The following is a 17,942-nucleotide window of genomic DNA, read 5'->3' on the forward strand; positions in this document are numbered from 1 at the left end:
TGACAGATTTACAACGTAATTTGCTAGAGATAGACTGTACAAAAGATTAATATAATTTCGTACCTATGGGTTTTTTAAGCATTATAGAAAAAATACATAGTAGGTTCAAACCAGCCACATTCAACAATTAGATATCAATAAGTTACATGCAAATCATCTCACTTTTCGCCAAACCTTATATAAAGCAAAATTTTAAATTCATCAAAAACCACTTGCATTAATAGTCACTTTCTTGATCTTTTTTTTGAAATTAATTTTTTTAGCACTTCTTTTTTCATTTTATATGAACAAGTGGATGGGCAAATGCTTAAAATATATGATGTTGTTTGACAGATTTACAACGTAATTTGCTAGAGATAGACTGTACAAAAGATTAATATAATTTCGTACCTATGGGTTTTTTAAGCATTATAGAAAATAAAGAAATTTATAGTTTTATGCTCAATGATGAACAATGGGATAGACTTAAAAATAAATATAAAAATCTCAGCATTAATATGCCTTGCTGTCAGACTCGCGCCATTCCTAAAAAGAGCAAATTAGGGACACAATATTTTGCACATCACCCTACTAGTAATTGTAATGCCCAATCCGGCGAGAGCCGTGAACACCAGTTTTGCAAATATCTCATCTTAAAATATTTACATGAAAATGGATGGACAGTAACGCCTGCGTTTCGTGGTCAAACACCTTCTGGTGAAGTTTGGATTGCTGATATTTATGCCCAGAAGAATAACGCCAAAATTATAATTGAAATTCAATGGTCACCTCAAAGCATTGAAGAAAATACAAAATAGAATAAAACCATCCACATTCAAAAACGTAAAATCAATAGCTTATATTTAGGTTTAGCTCTCTTAACACTCTATATGCTAATTGTTTAAATCTCAAATTCAATAAAAACCAACCACATTTATAACCATTTTATTGACCTTCTGTTTAAAAATATTTTTTTCACATGCCTTTCCTTAAATAATAGTAACAAGGAGCATGATTATGAAATCTAGAGTTTTAAATTTTAAGAAATACACCAAAGTAAAGTTTGACTCATATCAAACTATTCCCGTCCCTTATCCGCCTTTAAGTAGAATTTATCTTTGCTATGTTCATATATTAAAGGCAGCAAGATTACCTTCATTCTTTGATACAAAAACCAACCTCGCTTATCCGACCACAGCTACAAATAATCAGATCTTTTTTCTAGACAATTTTCTGCTTCTATATTCGATCCAAATACAAAATTTACCTATTAGCGGATGCTATATTTTGCAGACCGACATCGATTTACCTAGGCTTGAATATCAACTGAGTACACGCTTATTCACACTAATTACTGAACTTAAATTTGATATTAAGCAGATCAATCCAAATAACGTGCTAAATGCATTTAACACATCACTTTCCAAGCATGCCATTTATGACTTGAATTCCACTCACACCGATAAACCGCGCTCTGAATTTTCACTCGATTTACTCTCAAAACTAATCGGCTGTAGCCGTAATCAACTCTTATATCAACAAAAACAAATCAACGATGCATATTCAATTAAAGTCCAACAACTCAAGCAAAAGTGTGTAGCACTCCAACACCCTCAGCCAAGTACAGAACTGTTTTGGAGCGCTTAACATGCAAACTAAAAGCATCATTCATCAATTATTACAGCAAGAATTTATCCATGAACATTATGCTGAGATACTAAGCCAACATTTAAAAGGCAAAGTCTATATTCATGAGCTAAAACAATTATTAAATCCAGAGATCACCACAGAATATGATCACATTCAACTGTGCTTACTCTCACCGCCTAGCGTTTCTCAACATCCAATTTGCGCTTATCTTTATTCAGTAAAACAGCACTTACAGCATTCTGTAATACAGCAATGGGCGATCCACAATTTACATGCTGCATGTATTCTTAAATCTATCCAGAATAAAGGTAACAAAGACCATCAAACAACAATTATTAAAGTTCTTGATCGATTTAGGTTAGCAAATGAAGCTTATGACGCATCACAACAGGAAAAACCGCTCAGTAAATCTCAGCGTCAGTACCTATGGCTATGGCAACAGCTGCCTGAAGATGAAATAGGACTATATGAATTTGTACAATATTTACGTCGCTTAGAAACGAATCCCCAACTCACTCGTTTTCAATATTTATTACTGCTAGATCTACGGCGTTTTTATGATTATGTATTAGCACTCAAGCCCAAAAAGAATAATTCACCCTCAATCAAACATGTTAATGAACCCCATTATCTCGATGAACACGGCGCAATTTTATGTCATCCACAAGACATGCCACAAAAGGAAGATCCTGCCCTCTTCTACGAAAAATCCCAAGATGAGCAACCTGATCCTCAATATGCTGTAGATACTGCTCAAATATTCCCTCTAGCAACTCAATCAAGTTTCTTACAACATAAAATCAGGCAACTCACTCAACAACACATCATTCGGCAACAGCATGATTTTACGTGTAGCAAACATTACCCAGATTTCAACAGTTTGAGCCTACTGGTACAACATTGCCACCAACATTATTTAAACAACCCAAATAAAAATAAAGCCTATCTGTTTATCCTCCTGAGTTTTCTCAGCGGGGCTCCGATTGAACAATGGCTTAATCTGCAGATCAAACAACGCTATGCGCTCAATAAACGACAAAAACTGATTTTAGAAAACGAACAATATTTTTTACGCTCCAAATTTACGTTATTTGAAGATACTAATTTTGGCTATAAAGATCAGTTACTCAATCAAGTGACCTACTTCGACTTACCGTTAGTCAAAGAGCTAGTAGAAGGTCTAAGAAAGCCTCCCATAATAAAACAAGAACAGGTCGCACATGCTTTAAAAAGATGCCGTGAAGAACTGTTTATTCCTTCACTATCAACTAAAAAAATAAGTGTTTTATTACATCACTGGATTTACCAGCATACTAAAAACCAACAACTTGCCGACATCCTGACAGGCATTGATGCTAATCGATCTGTTTCTATTTCTTATTGTTCATACCCTATATACCGCTTACAGAAATGTTATCAAACAACTGTAAAACAGCTTTCTCATGATTTAGCACAACAAGTTCATTTTACTCATGATGAGCAACTACGGTTTGGGAGTTGCAAAGCACCCAAGCCACAAATAGTGACCGCAATATTTGCATATCTACACTACCAAATCATTCAAGCTCAACATCAAGGAAAAATGTTGGAGATGTTCAATCACTACAACATTTGGTTGTGGCACATTTTATTATTGTTCAGTGCTGCTCGACCTGTTAGCGAGTTTCCTGGCTTCTTAAAAAATTTTGATCTAAATCTACAATGGCTTTGGGTTTCAGATAAAGAAATTCATTCAAGAACGGATGATGGCCGTTTAATTCCACTGTGCGATTTTGTAGTGAAGGAAATCCGCAAATTCATAGCCTACTTAAAGCAGTTTCAACAACTATATCCAGAGCATAAGTCTCATCTTCAAGAAATTTTAAACAGTAAAAAACCACTGCTTAGCGTTTACCAACAAGGACAATGGCAAGCACTTAGTCCTCATATTATCGATCAATTCACCAATATCATGCAGCTCAAGCAACCCAATTGGTTACGTCATACTGTACGAGCGTATCTCACAGAAAAAGCAGATGAAAATTTAATTCTTGCTTTATTTGGGCATGAGCAAAATCAGCAAGAAATGGGGCAAAAATTCTCAAGTTTTTCACTTCAACAATATAAAGAACTCGCCAACGACCTCAACGATATGCAACACGCTTACCAAATTGATGGGATGTATGAAGATGCTTAAAGAAAAAAACTATGCACATGAACGGCGTTCAAAAAATAGAGACAAAAAAATCCGCAAAGAGCGCTTACAGGTTCAATTGATCATTGATGAGTTTATATCACCTGAAAAATTACAGCTGGCACAACAATCTCAAAGCATTCCCGATCTTTATCACCAAGTGACTCAACATTTGGATCATCATAAATTCAGCTTTTCTTTAAGAAAGGCATTTTATCAGCACTTTCGCAAACATGTTATTCAATACAACCTTGCCAATAATACAGACTTACCACTCCCTACACAGCATCTCGTTTCTATTCAACGTAATCCTTTGCTTTTTAATGAATCTTGGTTAGATAATTCAAAATACATTACGTATATGAAAGAGCGGATTTGGCATTATTGGCATACTACAGAACATTTTTCAGATGATGAAATTATTGGCAATCTTCTTATCAGTGCAATCCTGTACGGCGGGCTTTCACATCAAGCGAGCTTAAATAATTTACTTGAACACCTTAAGTTAGATAACCCGATCTATCATATTCAGGCTCTACAACTACCAATCATTTTCCTTGAACCTCAATCGTCACACTATGGTGACTTGTATGATCCTAAGCATCCCCTCAAGAAATCACGAAATTTTGTACCTGATCGATTGACTCAACTGTGGATCCTTAGATTTAAAGCAAAGACTATCGATATTCAATTTGATTGCTACGCTTATATCCGTTTCATTTTTAATGCATTAGAAATACCTTACAATCTAAAGCAATTTAATCAACTCTTAGAGGCTTCCAGTCATTCATTAATGCAATTAGACAATGTCAATTTAAGCCCTGCGCTTGCCCTGTGTTTGACTGAAGAAATAGAAACTTGTGGCTTAAGCCCTAGTGCATTTAAACGCTATCTTTCACCCCAGCTAATACCCTGCCATTCTGAACAAACTAAAGAGCCACTGCTCAAAAATATTAATTCCACGGCAAAAGAGGAACGATTACACACTGAAAATACTCTTGAGACACTTACTGCTTTGCATAAACAGATTTTGAGATTCTTCAAAAACAGCTATAAGACCTCTACAGACATATATAACTTTCTACACACCCAACATAACAGCCTGCCTGAAAATAGCAAACGGTTAGCTCTTTGGCTGTATAGCTTGTTTCATCCTGCTGTAAAAGATATTCACTCTATCGCTCAACTCTATCAGTTGGATTCAGCGAAATATTTGCTCCATATCTCGCAACAACAAAAAATTAGATATTCTTCAATTTATAGCTATTACACAAAACTCGCAGAGACTTGGTTACTCCACAGCAATGACTTTATAGAAGAACCTAACCTTAACGATCATTTGGAAGCGATCTATATCCGTATGTTAAGCAACGTAGGTAAATCTAAATCTCAAAAATTTGATCTCATAAAACGATTTCATCAATTCCAACATGTCTTATTTGATGCTGAACCGTTCCCACTCGCCCATGAAGGTAAACACTTAAGCTCCCCGAAAGCTGAAATCATCTCTGCAAAAATATTCCAACAGATGCTTGCGCGACTTGAATACTACAAAAGCCCAAGTTATACAGTACATGACCTAGAAATGCTCAGTATCGTATATACGTTAGCATATCGTACGGGAACGCGGATTAATGAAATTCTTGGACTTCGAATAAAAGACGTGGAAGGCGTTCATGCCAGTTCGATTTGGATTCGCCCATATCGTGCCAAGCATCAACAACACTTACTTAAAACGGATAGTGCTGAACGCAATCTCAACATTCAAATTCTACTCACTCAAGAAGAGCATCTTAAATTTCAGTATTACTGTCAAGCACGGCGACGTGCTTATATGCCAAATCAATATTTGTTTACGACATGGAATGGAACAGATCGTCTAAAACCACATTTGGTGACACTCCCTTTTCAACGAATACTAGATACATTATTGCCAGAACATCGTTATTCTTTTCATAGTCTCAGACATACCGCAGCGAATAATCTCGCTTTGATATTAAACTTAAACTACGAATTTGTTTCTACTTTCACAGATTATTCATACGATCATTACAATCGCATTAGGAGTCATCTATTGCGCTCTAAAGCACCACAAGACAGCTGGTATTTAATTGCTCACCTGCTCGGTCATATTGAACCAACCGAGACCTTCCGAAGCTATATCCATATCAGCTATGTGATGGCAGGTTTACAATTACGTCAATTTGACCCAATGCTTTCTACCCAAATTATTCAAAAAATCTGCCCAACTTTAATAACGCCGTTGAAACACACAGAAGAGATTCATCTCAGTCGTTTTGACACTCAAATGCTTCAAGCGACTCATCTAATACTATTAGACATAGATAAACAATCAAGTATGCCAATCAATAAAAAAGAAATTCAGCAAAAACCTACTGATGATTGCATCTATGGTACTACTCAATCAGAATACCCATCTGCACTGATCATAAAAATACTCAAAGCATTAGATCAGTCATATACACCTGAGCTTCTTTCTCAAAAGTATGATTTTCCGATCAAGCCACTGATACGATGGCAGCAAAATTTATTCAGGCTCAAACAACTCAAAAATCGTAAAAACCGTGCACGTTTTATTATTGATGCGGATAAATCACAACGCATACTTCCACATATTGAAACGCAAGAGGAAAAACGACTATTAGAGTATTTCTTTAAACAGCTCAATCTGTATCATTATGATGATGCTAATCTATTGGCTGCTATAGATATATTTGAAAAAAAAGCAAGTGTTTCACATGCAGGACTAATTTTTAATATGTCTGATATAAGACAAGCGAATATATTTTTGAGGGGGATTTATTCACTGTTTCCAAATAAATATTGGAATGTAGCTATATCGCCTGAAATCACTCAAGGAAAACTCATGGAGCGATTAGAATTTAAATTTCAATCTAGCAATACAAACAGCAGTTTGAGTAACTCTTTTAAAATCGAGCTAGTATCTCAAAACAATGCTAAAGCTTTAGCAGTACTTCGCTATTGCAATTTGATTTTGCTTATTTTATGTATGCCGTTATAGCCAATTCACAACTGATCCAGCTGATAACCTGAATATTCATAAAAATCTTGTACTAATTTTTCATACACTTCAGAAAAGTTAATTAAATTTTCTCGCTGTAAGCCGTAGTGGTCAAAATAACGATCATCAATAAAGTAAGCTAAACCAATATGTGTATTGAGAGAAGTGGATACGCCAAGCAGTCGACAAAAATATGGGTTATATTGTAGCTGTAATGCTGTATCCATAATAATTTTAGACGCTACAATTTTGGACACATTACGAATATTCAATTGCCGAATGCTTGGATGCATCGATGTCAAGATACGATTCGCAGAATAATCCATCATGATCGTTTGGCCTTTTGTTAATTTAATTTTTTATCAGGTGATGATTTAGAGGCTTAACGTCGTTTCGTTAATCCCTAAACTGTACTTATATTTATATAAAAATATGTCTATATCGTCAAGTTTTTATTGTCTACTTAACAATTATTGTAAATTACATTAGACTCAAACATTCTTCAAAGTTCGATTAAAAAATAAGTTAGAAGTCAAAAAACTAACTCTGCAAAAGTTAGTTGAATAAACGAGGATATCTGTAACCTCTATTGGTCATTTTGAAACATGCTGATGAGACCTTCGCTTGAAAACTTCTATAAGCTACTTTTCATATTGAACTTATATGGTCATTAAATTTTATTGAGAAATAACGATCTGATTAATTCAGGGGTCCACCAAGAAACCAATACACTACAAAACCTATCTGATGCTTAAAGCAAAATAGTCGATAAATTTATTATTCCAATATCGAGTGATCAAACTAACTGAAATCATTGAATCCAATAATTATCATTATTACTAGTTAAAACATCTAAAAACTTAGATTTTATGTGTTTTCATTTTAATTTTCATCAACTTAAGTGTTATAGATATTTTATACATATATAAAATAACCTAAAAAGCTGATTGCAGTAAATTCAATGAGCTTTTTGAATAGCCACCGATTTACATCACATATCTATAGTAAGCATACCTTCGATACTAAAATAATTTCTACTTGCATTCGCTCTCTTTCCAATCCATTTTCTATTTGGTAAATAACAAGTACCAATTGAAATTTTAGTCTTTCCAAATTTTTTGTGAATATGTTCGTAAGCCTGCATTAATCTTTCATTTATTTCGATAGCATCATGATCTGCAAATAGTTCGGGTATATATTTATCTTTATCTATTAAATCAGAAAGCATCACGCCACATTTTTTAAATTGAATGCCCGGCTTATAGACTTGATCTAAAAGCTTTAAGGAGTATCTTGCTAGAACAGTAACACTATCCGATGGCTCGGGAAGGTCTATAGAAGTTGACTTTCCATAGTATGGAACATTCTTATCAAATGGATTTGATTGTACAAATACAATTAATGTTCCACAAAGCGAACCATCCTCTCGTAATCGCTTGACTGCATCCTGAATGTATTTGCAAATCGCCTCTCTCATATCCCCGATGTCAGTAATCTTCTCACCAAACGAACGACTTGCCACAATCTGTTTTTTAGGTGGTGGTGTATCTTCAAGTTCGATGCATGAAATCCCTTGTAACTCCATTACTGTTCGCTGCATAACAGATGAAAATAATTTTCCAATTTGGTGTGGGCTACATTTAGATAAATCTAATACAGTATTTACCCCCATATCATTTAAGCGTTTCGAATGTTTTCTACCAACTCCCCAAACCTCAGATACCTCAATAATCCCCCAAAAATGTTCCCGATGACGTGAATCCATGTCTACCAAATTACACACACCATTAAACCTTTTAGCTTTTTTTGCCATGTGATTAGCAATTTTAGCTTCTGTTTTAGTACGACCAATTCCTACGCACACAGGCAATCCAATCCATTTAAGGATTCGTTCTTTCATTTCTCTGGCAAGATCATCAAGATCATAATGTTCTGCATACGCCGTCAATTTTAGAAAACATTCATCAATTGAATATATTTCTTGCTCATCTGGTGCAACATACTGTCCAAGGATTGAATGAAAGCGATGTGACATCTCGGCATACAAAGCGTAATTGCTTGATAAGACCTGAACATTATGTTGCTCTACAATATCTCTAATTTTAAATAGAGGTACACCCATCTTAATGCCTAGATCTTTGGCTTCCTGAGATCGAGCAACTGCACAGCCATCATTATTTGATAACACAATGACTGGTTTATTTATAAGAGAAGGATTGAACAGACGCTCACATGAGACATAGCAATTATTTACATCTATGAGCGCGTAAATTTCTTGTTTTGACTTCATTTGAACTTCTTAATAACGCTAGTAACTACACCCCAAATTTCAAAAGTTTGACCTTCCATTGGATGGATATCTTTATAACCTTCGTTTTCGGCTTTGAGCCAACAACCTAATGCATCTTTAATGAGGCGCTTTACAGTGAACTCATTATCAATCAATGCGATAACAATATCTCGATGTTGAGGCTCAATACTACGATCAACAATCAAAGAGTCATTGATATCTAAACCAGCATTGAGCATAGATAAAGAGTTAACCTTTACAATGAAAGTTGCGTGATCATTACTAATCAAATATTCATTTAAATCTAGTTTCTTATCGATGTAATCTTGGGCTGGTGACGGAAAGCCAGCTTGGACGCGCTCTGTAGCTACAGGAATTTCTACACGGCTTAATGGATCTAATAATCGAATATCAGAAATTTCATGATTAGGTGATTTTTTTAAATAATTTTTAATTTCTACAACTCGAGACTCTGGTACACGAATAACTTTTGTTGGTTCATCAAACCGAGATTTTCGACCAGCACCTTCGCGCTTTCCACCATGACCTGATATAATTTCTGACATGATTAATTTCCCCTTGATTGCGTTACGTAATCAAGATTGTATTCATGCTTTAAATTATTTCAACATATAAAAATTAGCTAATGCTAAAAAGGCTTTAAAATAGAGAGTCTTGCTGTTTATTTTCAGATGAACGGTCGAAAGGTTTGGTTATATATTCATCATCCATTTCAAAAAAAAGTTCATGAGCATCTAAATGGGAGACTGTTAACCAGTCTTTTCTATACTTCTCTGGAATAACAATGATAGATCGCTTTTCATCGTCTGGACCATGAAACTGTTTCATAAAGGGATGATGTTCAGCATTGATCGTCAACATTGAGAATGAGCGTATCTTTCGACCATCGATGATTGCGTCCTCATAAATACCTGCGACCGTAAAAGGAGCTTTATCTTCTCTCGATATACCACACCAATGAGGCTTTCCATCGATATACTTGGGCTCATAAAACTCTTGTACAGGTATCAAGCAAAACTTGTCATTTTTCCAAGCGCTTCGGAATGAAGGTTTTTCAGCAATTGTTTCTGTGCGTGCATTGTATGTATGCCGACCAAATTTAAGGTCTTTGGACCAATGAGGTACTAAACCAAATTTAGCCACGTCTAAATCAAATTGTTCAGCACCATTCATAATGATAGGGGCATCGTATAAAGGGAAGACATGTTGTCTAAAATCCAATTCTAGTTGTGATTCATAAAGATCTAATAAATGTAATTTATTTTTTGAAGGAAACTCATAATTTGAGCACATGTCTTATTTCCTTAATTATTATTTACTAATAAAACAGATTTCTATCCTAAACATCAAATTATGTTGACTTAAGATTTTATATTTTATATGAATTTCACTAGTATTATGTATAATTATTTATGAATTTAATTAATGAAAGCCCCCCTTTTCTGGAGGCTTTTTATATGTTTTATATACTGTATGCTACTAGTAATAATTAAAAAAACCACTTAATGCGGTTTTTCTTAATAACACAGCACAGTCTAATAATACTGAATAGCCATAAATTCTATATACATATTTTGGTAAAATAAAATTGCAAATTTACAAGATTTTTTGGATTAGAACCTTTTAATTTCAGAGACTAGTTTTTTATTAAAAAAATAATAAACTACTTAATTACATCCCTAATTTTTTTATTTAATCATATATATGGATAATTTTTGTACCATTCAAGTATTTTTAAATAATGAGTGGATCGACTGTGCAACTGTTGAACTTAGAGATCTAGAAACTAAAGGTTGGTTGGCTAAAACTGCAACATGCTACTTATTTGATTATGCAATTGATTACATTAATTTGAAAGATAATCATGCTCTTTCAAATTATTATCCTGTAACTATAAATAGTAATCTTGAAACCACATGGCCAGCTTTTCTTATGGATTTATTACCACAAGGGTACGGTCGAAGAGAGTTATTAAAAAAGCTTGGTCACTCTGAATATGCACAAGAGCTAGCAGATTGGTCTTTACTTAGGGCAGGAGCTAGTAACTGCATTGGAAATTTAAGGGTTAAAGAGGCACACGAATGGCTTCTATCTCAGTACTCACCTCAACCAATAATAGGATTTTCACTAGAAGAAATCATCCAACGTGGTGAACAATTTCTAGAATATTTAACTTCTTTAGGCTTATTTATTAATGGATCTACTGGTGTCCAAGGTGAATGGCCAAAACTGTTATTGACACAGAGTTATGATGACCTATTTTATCTAGATCACACACTACCAGATAACAAGGCAAAACAACACTGGTTGGTTAAGTTCAGCCGTGGTAGAGATGAACGTCTCAATAAAATTTTAATGCATGAACCACTGTATATGCAATTAGCTGAATATCTTGGTCTGAATGTATTTAAAAAGTTAGAGCTATATGGAAAAACATTGTTCATTCCACGTTTTGATAGAAAGGTAGAAAATAATTGTGTTGAAAGAATTGCTCAAGAAAGTTTAGCCTCATTTGGTGGAAAAGCTGGCTTTGGAGTGGCAATGACCCATAATGAAGTTTGCCAATTAATTATGAAATATTGCAGTCATCCTGAACTTGATATCATCGAATACATTAAAAGAGATTTAGCAAATATTGCTTTAGGAAACAAAGATAACCATACACGAAATACTGCATTTCAACGACTCAATAATGGTTGTATTCAATTAACTCCTCTCTACGATTTCACTCCTACATGGATGCATCCAGATGGAATCTCTAGATGTACTAGATGGGAAAATGACGATACTAATTGGAGAGAAATTACAAACTATATTTTACAAAATACTTCTATAACCGAGGATCAAATAAAATACACGTTTACTGAACAGCTTGACTTATACAAAGGCTTATTAACTAAAATGGAATCCATAGGAATTGATTATGAGATCATCGAAAATTGCAAATATAGAATTCAAGATATTTGCCAACAATTAACAACAATTTGTCATAGATAGAAAATCCTTCTCAAAAAACAATCTATATCATACTGATTTTTAAACTGAAGAACTTCATACGTTCAAGCATAAACTGTGGATGAACAACATCGACTAAAAGTTGGTTTTAATAATTTTATGAGATGCGTTCCAATATAAATTATAAGTGATATGGTTGAAAACACGATATCTCATCAAAAGCTTAAACCAATTTATTGCAAACAAAAGAGAAATTATTTGTTTTTCCCATCTGTAATCCATCATGTACCATGTGGTATTTATCATTTAAATAAGGTAATACAAAATGTGTATTCTAATAATTATTTACACCCAGTTGAGGACAAAAATCAGGGTTATATTGTAGCTGTAACGCCGGATTCAGGGTGATTTTTGTAGCCCCTATTTTAGATACATTACGATTATTAAGTTGCCGAATACTAGTACCTGATACTCGGAGGCATCAATGTAACAATACGACTCGCGGAATAATCCATGATGGTCGTTTTACCTTTTGCTATTTTTTTTATCATGTGATGATTTAGAGGCTTCACGTTTCTTTAGTTAATCTCTAAACTGTTTCTACATTTATATAAAAATATGGCTATATCGCCATATTTTTATTGTCTATATGGCGGTAGTAATGACATTTGAATTAAACTCGAATAATTTTAAAATTCGATTGAAAGAAGCCCGAAAGATACGTAAGTTAACTCAGCAAGAGTTAGCTGAAAAAACGGGAATACCTGTGACATCAATCGCACATTTCGAAGCAGGCTCACGAAAGCCATCGCTGGAAAATTTTTATAAGCTTATTGTCATACTTAATATATCGGCAGATTACATTTTGGGACGCTGTGAAAAAATGAGTACCACAGGGATTGATCCTATTACAAATGCTTTACAGGACTTACCAGAGTTAGAACGCAAAATGATTGAAAAATTCATTATCTCACTTCAAAAAGAATGAGATTGAAGGGTTAAAAATAATTTCAAAATAAGGGCTATTAAATGATATGGATAAATACATCGATATGAATGATACAATTTTTATCTAAATATATTTTTTGATCTTGGAAAATAACTCTTAAATAAATCTCTTTCATAAATCTAAGGTTATAAAAAATTTATCCGAAAATATTATGATTAAGCCTAAAAAGTGTATAAGCCCACAATAGATTCCTGAGTATACTAAACATACAAAAGTCGCTAGCAGAATGGCTAACAGTCTGATCGCTATAGCTCTGTTATCAAATCAGCCTATCAAAAAGATAGTCTTGAATGCGAATAATGTATTCGAAAAAAACTTTCTCAGCAATTTGTAAAGACCCTAAATATTAAAAAACCACATTTAAGTGGTTTTTTTACATAGCGCCTAATTGGTTATCGACACATTGTGTGTACGCTATGGATCAATTCATCATCTATTGTCAATTAGATGGTCATAAAAATCGGATTATCGTTCACTTCTACATTTTGCTTTGTAATTTCTATACCACTCTTCTATTTCTTCTGTATCAAAATAGACCGCCGATTGACGAGATGTGCCATCTTTCATAAATCTTGGAAAAGTAACATCATTTTCTATAATTTTGCGTAAGCAATCTCTGGTGACATTAAGCAACTCACAAACCTGATTATACTTCAACCGAAGTGGCTTGAGATTTTTACAAACTGAAGGTATTTCTATAGCTTCAGAAGCTTGATTACGGATAACGCTACGTCTTCCATTTGAATTATAAATTCTCGAATGATCCAACTTTGGATCCTCTTTCTAAAAAACTTACACCAAGCCTAACAAATTTTTTTTTTAGGAAATTAAATCCATGTAAAACTCAAAAAAAAATCACTCTCACGAGTGATATTTAAAATTAGTTGTTGAGTATTAAGTTAAGAGTGATTCGATATGGGCACTCCACCACTCCATAATCTCATAACGCTCTTCTAAGTGGGCTCCTTGATCATATGCTCCTTTAACACCGCCTTTCACGTGAGATAATGCTGCTTCGATCACCTGAGATTTATTACTAAAATGTTTATTTAAGTTGGTCGAGGCAATATGTCTAAAACCGTGGGGATTTTGCTTCCCTTTATAACCCAATCTATTTAGTGCAGCATTGAATGTTAAATTTGAAATAGGTCTGCCTAGATCATTTCTACCTGGAAATAGATATTCACTTTCTCCAGAATATTGCTTAAGTTCTTGTAAAAGCTGAATTACATGCCTTGATAAAGGAATTCCATGTTCAATTCTATTTTTCATCATATACGATGGTCTTACCCATACAGCCTCTTGAAAATCAAATTGCTCCCATCGTGCATTTTGCAGCTCTCCTGGACGCGGAAACATATGAATTAAAAGCTCTAAACCTATAGCAATCGGTCGAGATGAAGAATTTCGAATCAACGAAATCATTTTTGGTAACTGATGAATCTTTACGTGCTTCATGCTTTCGGACTCACCTTTTGCTAAATGGTTTCCAATACCTTCGAGCGGATTATATAAAATTCCCTTTTTAAACTTCGCTAAACTATAGGCACCTGAACAACATGAAATCAGCTTTTCAATTCTGTTAAAAATTCTTTCATTTATTTGCTTTTCAGTAAAAAACTCCAACCATTCTGTCGGCGTAATTGACTTATATGCACGATGTCCAAAGACTGGTATTAAATGCCGTTCAATTGATTGCTTTTCTTTTCGATAAGTATCAGCAGCCCACACTAATTTTTTTCGGTCTAACCACTCATATATTAAATTTGAAAATAATTCACTTTGCTCTTGCAGCTTGAGTTGCTTAACCTCAGCCTGTGTCTTTATTTCAACTTTACCATTGAGCATATCTTCAGCTTTTTCTCTTGCTTGTAAGTAGCTGACCGAAGGGTAAGCTCCTAATCCAATCCAGGACCATTTGCCTTTGGAATTTTTATAACGATATTGCCACGATTTTTTGCCATTAGACTGAACTCTGCAATATAAACCCGCTATATCAGTTGGCTCACGATATTCTTTAACTTTAGGCTTTAAAGATTTATATCTATCTTCTACATTTTTTTTACGTCTTACTGTTCCATTCTGAACAATATTTGTTGAACGGTTTATAACATCAGCCTTTCCTGAATGTGTATTCATAACGCAGGATTATCCTTATATTATTTATATCTTGTATCCCTGAGTTATATTTTAAATTTAGGATACAAACAAGGATACACAGAGCGTGTTCCCATATGAAGTTATATGACGTTAAACAAAGCAATAAAAAACCCTTAACTCTTTTAGAATTAAGGGTTTGGATCTCATATGAATGCATATGATTATAAAATTTGGTGGGCCCAGACAGACTTGAACTGTCGACCAACGGATTATGAGTCCGCTGCTCTAACCAACTGAGCTATAGGCCCTATAAATACTGATTTCTCAAGTATTTTCGAATCAGAATACTAGCCAATATCAAATTCAAAAACAAGGTTTTTCATTTTTTTATCTTCAGCTTGACCAAAATTTATTCATCATAGTTTGCAAATCACGTACGATCTTGATCACCTATAGAATTTCAGTCACAAATATGTGAAAAATTATGAATTTTCGGTAAGCGTCGAGGATGTAAAGTTTGCAGATAAAATCTAAATTTAGTAGTCAATTTTTCTATAATTTATTACTAAAGGGATTGAATTTTTTAAAATGAAGTAAGAAACTCTGCCATATAAAATTCAAATATCTCTGTGAATCATGAAAAAACACATTGCCGAAATGGCATTTAAACTTGCTGGTGTCAAATATCATGTTGAACCGAATGTTCTTGGTGATAAACAAGTCATTATCGGTTTTGAACATACCACGATGATGGATGCTGTACTCTCAATCGCACTGTTCCAAATCCATGATATCCCGATTCACACACTAATTAAAAAAGAACTATTCAAAGGACCTTTTAAGCCAATTCTAGAAGGGGTTGGCGGTATTCCAGTTGACCGTCACTCAAATAAAGATATCGTGGCGCAAATGGTTGAACTCTTCAACTCTAATGACAAATTTAATCTCGTGATTGCTCCTGAAGCGACTCGTGCGAAAAATGGTGAACAACGTAAACCGATCCGCACTGGTTTTTGGCATATCGCAAAAGCGGCAAACGTCCCTATCGTTTTCTTGTTTGTGAACCAAAAAACCAAACAAGGCGGAATTTTTGGCAAAATCATGCCATCAGAGTTGGATCATGATTTGAAATTGATTCAGGAACTTTATAAGGAACATACAGGTTTAGACATTATTATTCCTGAACCGAAGAATAAAGCCTGATCTTGATCAATTGCTAAAATAAGGGTCTTTATTAAAAAAAAGCCCTTATGGTAGAATTTCGCAGATTTGATTAGGCATAAGGCCAATCTACAAGGAGCATATTTCGCATGGCGGGTCATTCCAAGTGGGCCAATATTAAGCATCGTAAAGCTAAACAAGATGCTAGTCGTGGTAAAGTTTTCACAAAATATATTCGTGAAATTGTTACAGCTGCAAAACTCGGTGGTCCAGATGCAGCAAGCAACCCACGTCTTCGTGCAGTTGTTGAAAAAGCATTGTCCGTTAACATGACTCGTGATGTCATCAACCGTGCCATTCAGCGTGGTGCTGGTGGTGAAGACAATGATGATTTAAAGGAAGTCACATACGAAGGTTATGGTGTTGGTGGTGTAGCTGTTATTGTTGAGACAATGACTGATAACTTAAACCGTACCGTACCAGATGTTCGTCACTGCTTCTCTAAAACAGATGGTAACTTAGGTACTAACGGCTCAGTTGCTTTCCTTTTCACAAAACGTGGCGAAATTACTTTTGAAGATGTTTCTTTAGAAGACCAAATTATGGACGTTGCGTTGGAAGCTGGTGCAGAAGACATTGAAGTGACAGAAGATGAAATTCTTGTGATCACTACACCAGAGTCTTTTGGTACAGTGCAAGATGCTTTAGCGGCTGCAGGTTTAAAATCTGACAATGCAGAAGTGGTGATGAACCCTTCAACTAAAGCAGAAATCACAGATATCGATCAAGCGAAAAAAATCATGAAAATGATTGATATGCTTGAAGATTTAGATGATGTTCAAAACGTATATACCAACGTTGAATTCTCTGAAGAAGTTTTAGCACAATTGGATGCTTAATCTATATTCAGAATTAGAAAAACGCACCTTCAGGTGCGTTTTTTTATAACTGATGGTCGTCTTTATTTTGTAATTGCTTGAATTATGCTTTACTCAATAAACCATGACAGTTAAATACATCATATTCTTTAATGACAAAGCTTGAATGCAATGCCACAACATGATCAATTTTACCAATGCGCTGTAACAAAATCTGGCTATAATTTTCCATATCACGAGCAACAACTTCTATAATAAAATCAGCAGATTGCCCTGTGACTAAAAAAGCATTGATCACTTCAGGAATACTTTTAAGTTCATCTAAAAATTTTGCAAAAGTATCTGAGTCATGCTTACTCAATGATACTTGTAACAACACATGTAAATTAAACCCCAATTTTTGATAATTAATATCACGCTTTAAATTTGTCATGATATTGGTTTCAATGAGGTGTTTAATACGACGGTGCACTGAACTTACAGACAGGTTAATACGCTCCGAAAGCTCGTTCAGATTCAAATCTTCATGCGTAAGGATTTCTAAAATTTGTTTATCGTATCGATCTAATTCCATCTTCTTCTCAATATTTTCATGGCACAAAATGATTATGCGTTATTTTTTCAAAAATATCGATTAAAATGAAAATAAATTAACCAATCAGACAACATAACAGAAAATATGC

Annotated in this window: 15 protein-coding genes and 1 tRNA gene; 8 read left to right on the plus strand and 8 right to left on the minus strand. The window is 34.3% G+C overall.

Translation table 11 applies throughout. The features are described from left to right. Nucleotides 1-392: 392 nt before the first annotated feature. The 4 genes from AC1M86_RS00005 to AC1M86_RS00020 all read left to right on the plus strand — a co-directional run bounded on the left by AC1M86_RS00005 (nt 393) and on the right by AC1M86_RS00020 (nt 6,845). Nucleotides 393-797, plus strand: coding sequence for a competence protein CoiA family protein (locus AC1M86_RS00005; RefSeq protein WP_481606952.1), 405 nt, complete (start codon nt 393-395; stop codon nt 795-797). Nucleotides 798-1,266: 469 nt separating this feature from the next. After that, on the plus strand, nt 1,267-1,626 hold the full coding sequence (locus tag AC1M86_RS00010) for a hypothetical protein (RefSeq protein WP_481606953.1): 360 nt from the start codon (nt 1,267-1,269) through the stop codon (nt 1,624-1,626). Nucleotide 1,627: 1 nt separating this feature from the next. Further along, on the plus strand, nt 1,628-3,805 hold the full coding sequence (locus AC1M86_RS00015; protein WP_481606954.1) for a hypothetical protein: 2,178 nt from the start codon (nt 1,628-1,630) through the stop codon (nt 3,803-3,805). Beyond that, entirely contained in the window at nt 3,798-6,845 is a 3,048-nt protein-coding gene (locus AC1M86_RS00020; RefSeq protein WP_481606955.1) for a tyrosine-type recombinase/integrase, read from the plus strand. Before AC1M86_RS00015 ends, AC1M86_RS00020 begins: the two co-directional genes overlap by 8 nt. A 5-nt stretch (nt 6,846-6,850) precedes the next feature. On the opposite strand, the gene AC1M86_RS00025 is transcribed toward AC1M86_RS00020, so the two are convergent. The 4 genes from AC1M86_RS00025 to AC1M86_RS00040 all read right to left on the minus strand — a co-directional run bounded on the left by AC1M86_RS00025 (nt 6,851) and on the right by AC1M86_RS00040 (nt 10,449). Beyond that, on the minus strand, nt 6,851-7,174 hold the full coding sequence (locus AC1M86_RS00025) for a hypothetical protein (RefSeq protein ID WP_180027711.1): 324 nt from the start codon (nt 7,172-7,174) through the stop codon (nt 6,851-6,853). Between the two features lie 662 nt (nt 7,175-7,836). Continuing rightward, entirely contained in the window at nt 7,837-9,135 is a 1,299-nt protein-coding gene (locus AC1M86_RS00030; RefSeq protein WP_180027710.1) for a Y-family DNA polymerase, read from the minus strand. After that, on the minus strand, nt 9,132-9,701 hold the full coding sequence (locus tag AC1M86_RS00035) for a LexA family protein (RefSeq protein WP_180027709.1): 570 nt from the start codon (nt 9,699-9,701) through the stop codon (nt 9,132-9,134). The genes AC1M86_RS00030 and AC1M86_RS00035 overlap by 4 nt, the downstream gene beginning before the upstream one ends. Nucleotides 9,702-9,795: 94 nt before the next feature. Next, nucleotides 9,796-10,449, minus strand: a complete 654-nt coding sequence (locus AC1M86_RS00040) for an SOS response-associated peptidase (RefSeq protein ID WP_180027708.1) — start codon at nt 10,447-10,449, stop codon at nt 9,796-9,798. 411 nt (nt 10,450-10,860) lie between these two features. Between AC1M86_RS00040 and AC1M86_RS00045 the strand changes: the two genes are divergently transcribed. Together AC1M86_RS00045 and AC1M86_RS00050 are read left to right on the plus strand one after the other, a co-directional pair. Further along, nucleotides 10,861-12,153, plus strand: a complete 1,293-nt coding sequence (locus tag AC1M86_RS00045; protein ID WP_481606956.1) for a type II toxin-antitoxin system HipA family toxin — start codon at nt 10,861-10,863, stop codon at nt 12,151-12,153. A 619-nt stretch (nt 12,154-12,772) separates the two neighbouring features. Beyond that, entirely contained in the window at nt 12,773-13,099 is a 327-nt protein-coding gene (locus AC1M86_RS00050) for a helix-turn-helix domain-containing protein (protein WP_180027699.1), read from the plus strand. 486 nt (nt 13,100-13,585) lie between these two features. On the opposite strand, the gene AC1M86_RS00055 is transcribed toward AC1M86_RS00050, so the two are convergent. From AC1M86_RS00055 to AC1M86_RS00065, 3 genes are all read right to left on the minus strand, one after another. Continuing rightward, nucleotides 13,586-13,888 carry a hypothetical protein gene (locus AC1M86_RS00055; RefSeq protein WP_481606957.1) on the minus strand — a complete coding sequence of 101 codons (303 nt, stop codon included), beginning with the start codon at nt 13,886-13,888 and terminating at the stop codon, nt 13,586-13,588. A gap of 126 nt (nt 13,889-14,014) precedes the next feature. After that, nucleotides 14,015-15,259 carry a tyrosine-type recombinase/integrase gene (locus AC1M86_RS00060; RefSeq protein WP_481606958.1) on the minus strand — a complete coding sequence of 415 codons (1,245 nt, stop codon included), beginning with the start codon at nt 15,257-15,259 and terminating at the stop codon, nt 14,015-14,017. A gap of 192 nt (nt 15,260-15,451) precedes the next feature. Further along, nucleotides 15,452-15,528: transfer RNA gene (locus AC1M86_RS00065), tRNA-Ile, on the minus strand. Nucleotides 15,529-15,856: 328 nt separating this feature from the next. Here AC1M86_RS00065 and AC1M86_RS00070 point away from each other — a divergent pair. Then, nucleotides 15,857-16,423 carry a 1-acyl-sn-glycerol-3-phosphate acyltransferase gene (locus AC1M86_RS00070; protein WP_171076734.1) on the plus strand — a complete coding sequence of 189 codons (567 nt, stop codon included), beginning with the start codon at nt 15,857-15,859 and terminating at the stop codon, nt 16,421-16,423. A gap of 107 nt (nt 16,424-16,530) precedes the next feature. Then, nucleotides 16,531-17,280, plus strand: a complete 750-nt coding sequence (locus AC1M86_RS00075; RefSeq protein ID WP_035264495.1) for a YebC/PmpR family DNA-binding transcriptional regulator — start codon at nt 16,531-16,533, stop codon at nt 17,278-17,280. A gap of 82 nt (nt 17,281-17,362) precedes the next feature. Here the strand turns inward: AC1M86_RS00075 and AC1M86_RS00080 are convergent, their stop codons facing one another. Continuing rightward, nucleotides 17,363-17,833: an Lrp/AsnC family transcriptional regulator gene (locus AC1M86_RS00080; RefSeq protein ID WP_035264497.1), complete on the minus strand. Its 471-nt coding sequence runs from the start codon at nt 17,831-17,833 to the stop codon at nt 17,363-17,365. Between the last annotated feature and the right edge of the window lie 109 nt (nt 17,834-17,942).

The sequence above is a fragment of the Acinetobacter sp. ANC_7654 genome (genome assembly GCF_056779855.1).

Coding starts and splice junctions, on each gene's coding strand:
- AC1M86_RS00005 (WP_481606952.1), top strand. CDS start 393: ATGGGTTTTTTAAGCATTATAGAAAATAAAGAAATTTATAGTTTTATG.
- AC1M86_RS00015 (WP_481606954.1), top strand. CDS start 1,628: ATGCAAACTAAAAGCATCATTCATCAATTATTACAGCAAGAATTTATC.
- AC1M86_RS00020 (WP_481606955.1), top strand. CDS start 3,798: ATGCTTAAAGAAAAAAACTATGCACATGAACGGCGTTCAAAAAATAGA.
- AC1M86_RS00025 (WP_180027711.1), bottom strand. CDS start 7,174: ATGATGGATTATTCTGCGAATCGTATCTTGACATCGATGCATCCAAGC.
- AC1M86_RS00030 (WP_180027710.1), bottom strand. CDS start 9,135: ATGAAGTCAAAACAAGAAATTTACGCGCTCATAGATGTAAATAATTGC.
- AC1M86_RS00035 (WP_180027709.1), bottom strand. CDS start 9,701: ATGTCAGAAATTATATCAGGTCATGGTGGAAAGCGCGAAGGTGCTGGT.
- AC1M86_RS00040 (WP_180027708.1), bottom strand. CDS start 10,449: ATGTGCTCAAATTATGAGTTTCCTTCAAAAAATAAATTACATTTATTA.
- AC1M86_RS00045 (WP_481606956.1), top strand. CDS start 10,861: ATGGATAATTTTTGTACCATTCAAGTATTTTTAAATAATGAGTGGATC.
- AC1M86_RS00050 (WP_180027699.1), top strand. CDS start 12,773: ATGACATTTGAATTAAACTCGAATAATTTTAAAATTCGATTGAAAGAA.
- AC1M86_RS00060 (WP_481606958.1), bottom strand. CDS start 15,259: ATGAATACACATTCAGGAAAGGCTGATGTTATAAACCGTTCAACAAAT.
- AC1M86_RS00070 (WP_171076734.1), top strand. CDS start 15,857: ATGAAAAAACACATTGCCGAAATGGCATTTAAACTTGCTGGTGTCAAA.
- AC1M86_RS00075 (WP_035264495.1), top strand. CDS start 16,531: ATGGCGGGTCATTCCAAGTGGGCCAATATTAAGCATCGTAAAGCTAAA.
- AC1M86_RS00080 (WP_035264497.1), bottom strand. CDS start 17,833: ATGGAATTAGATCGATACGATAAACAAATTTTAGAAATCCTTACGCAT.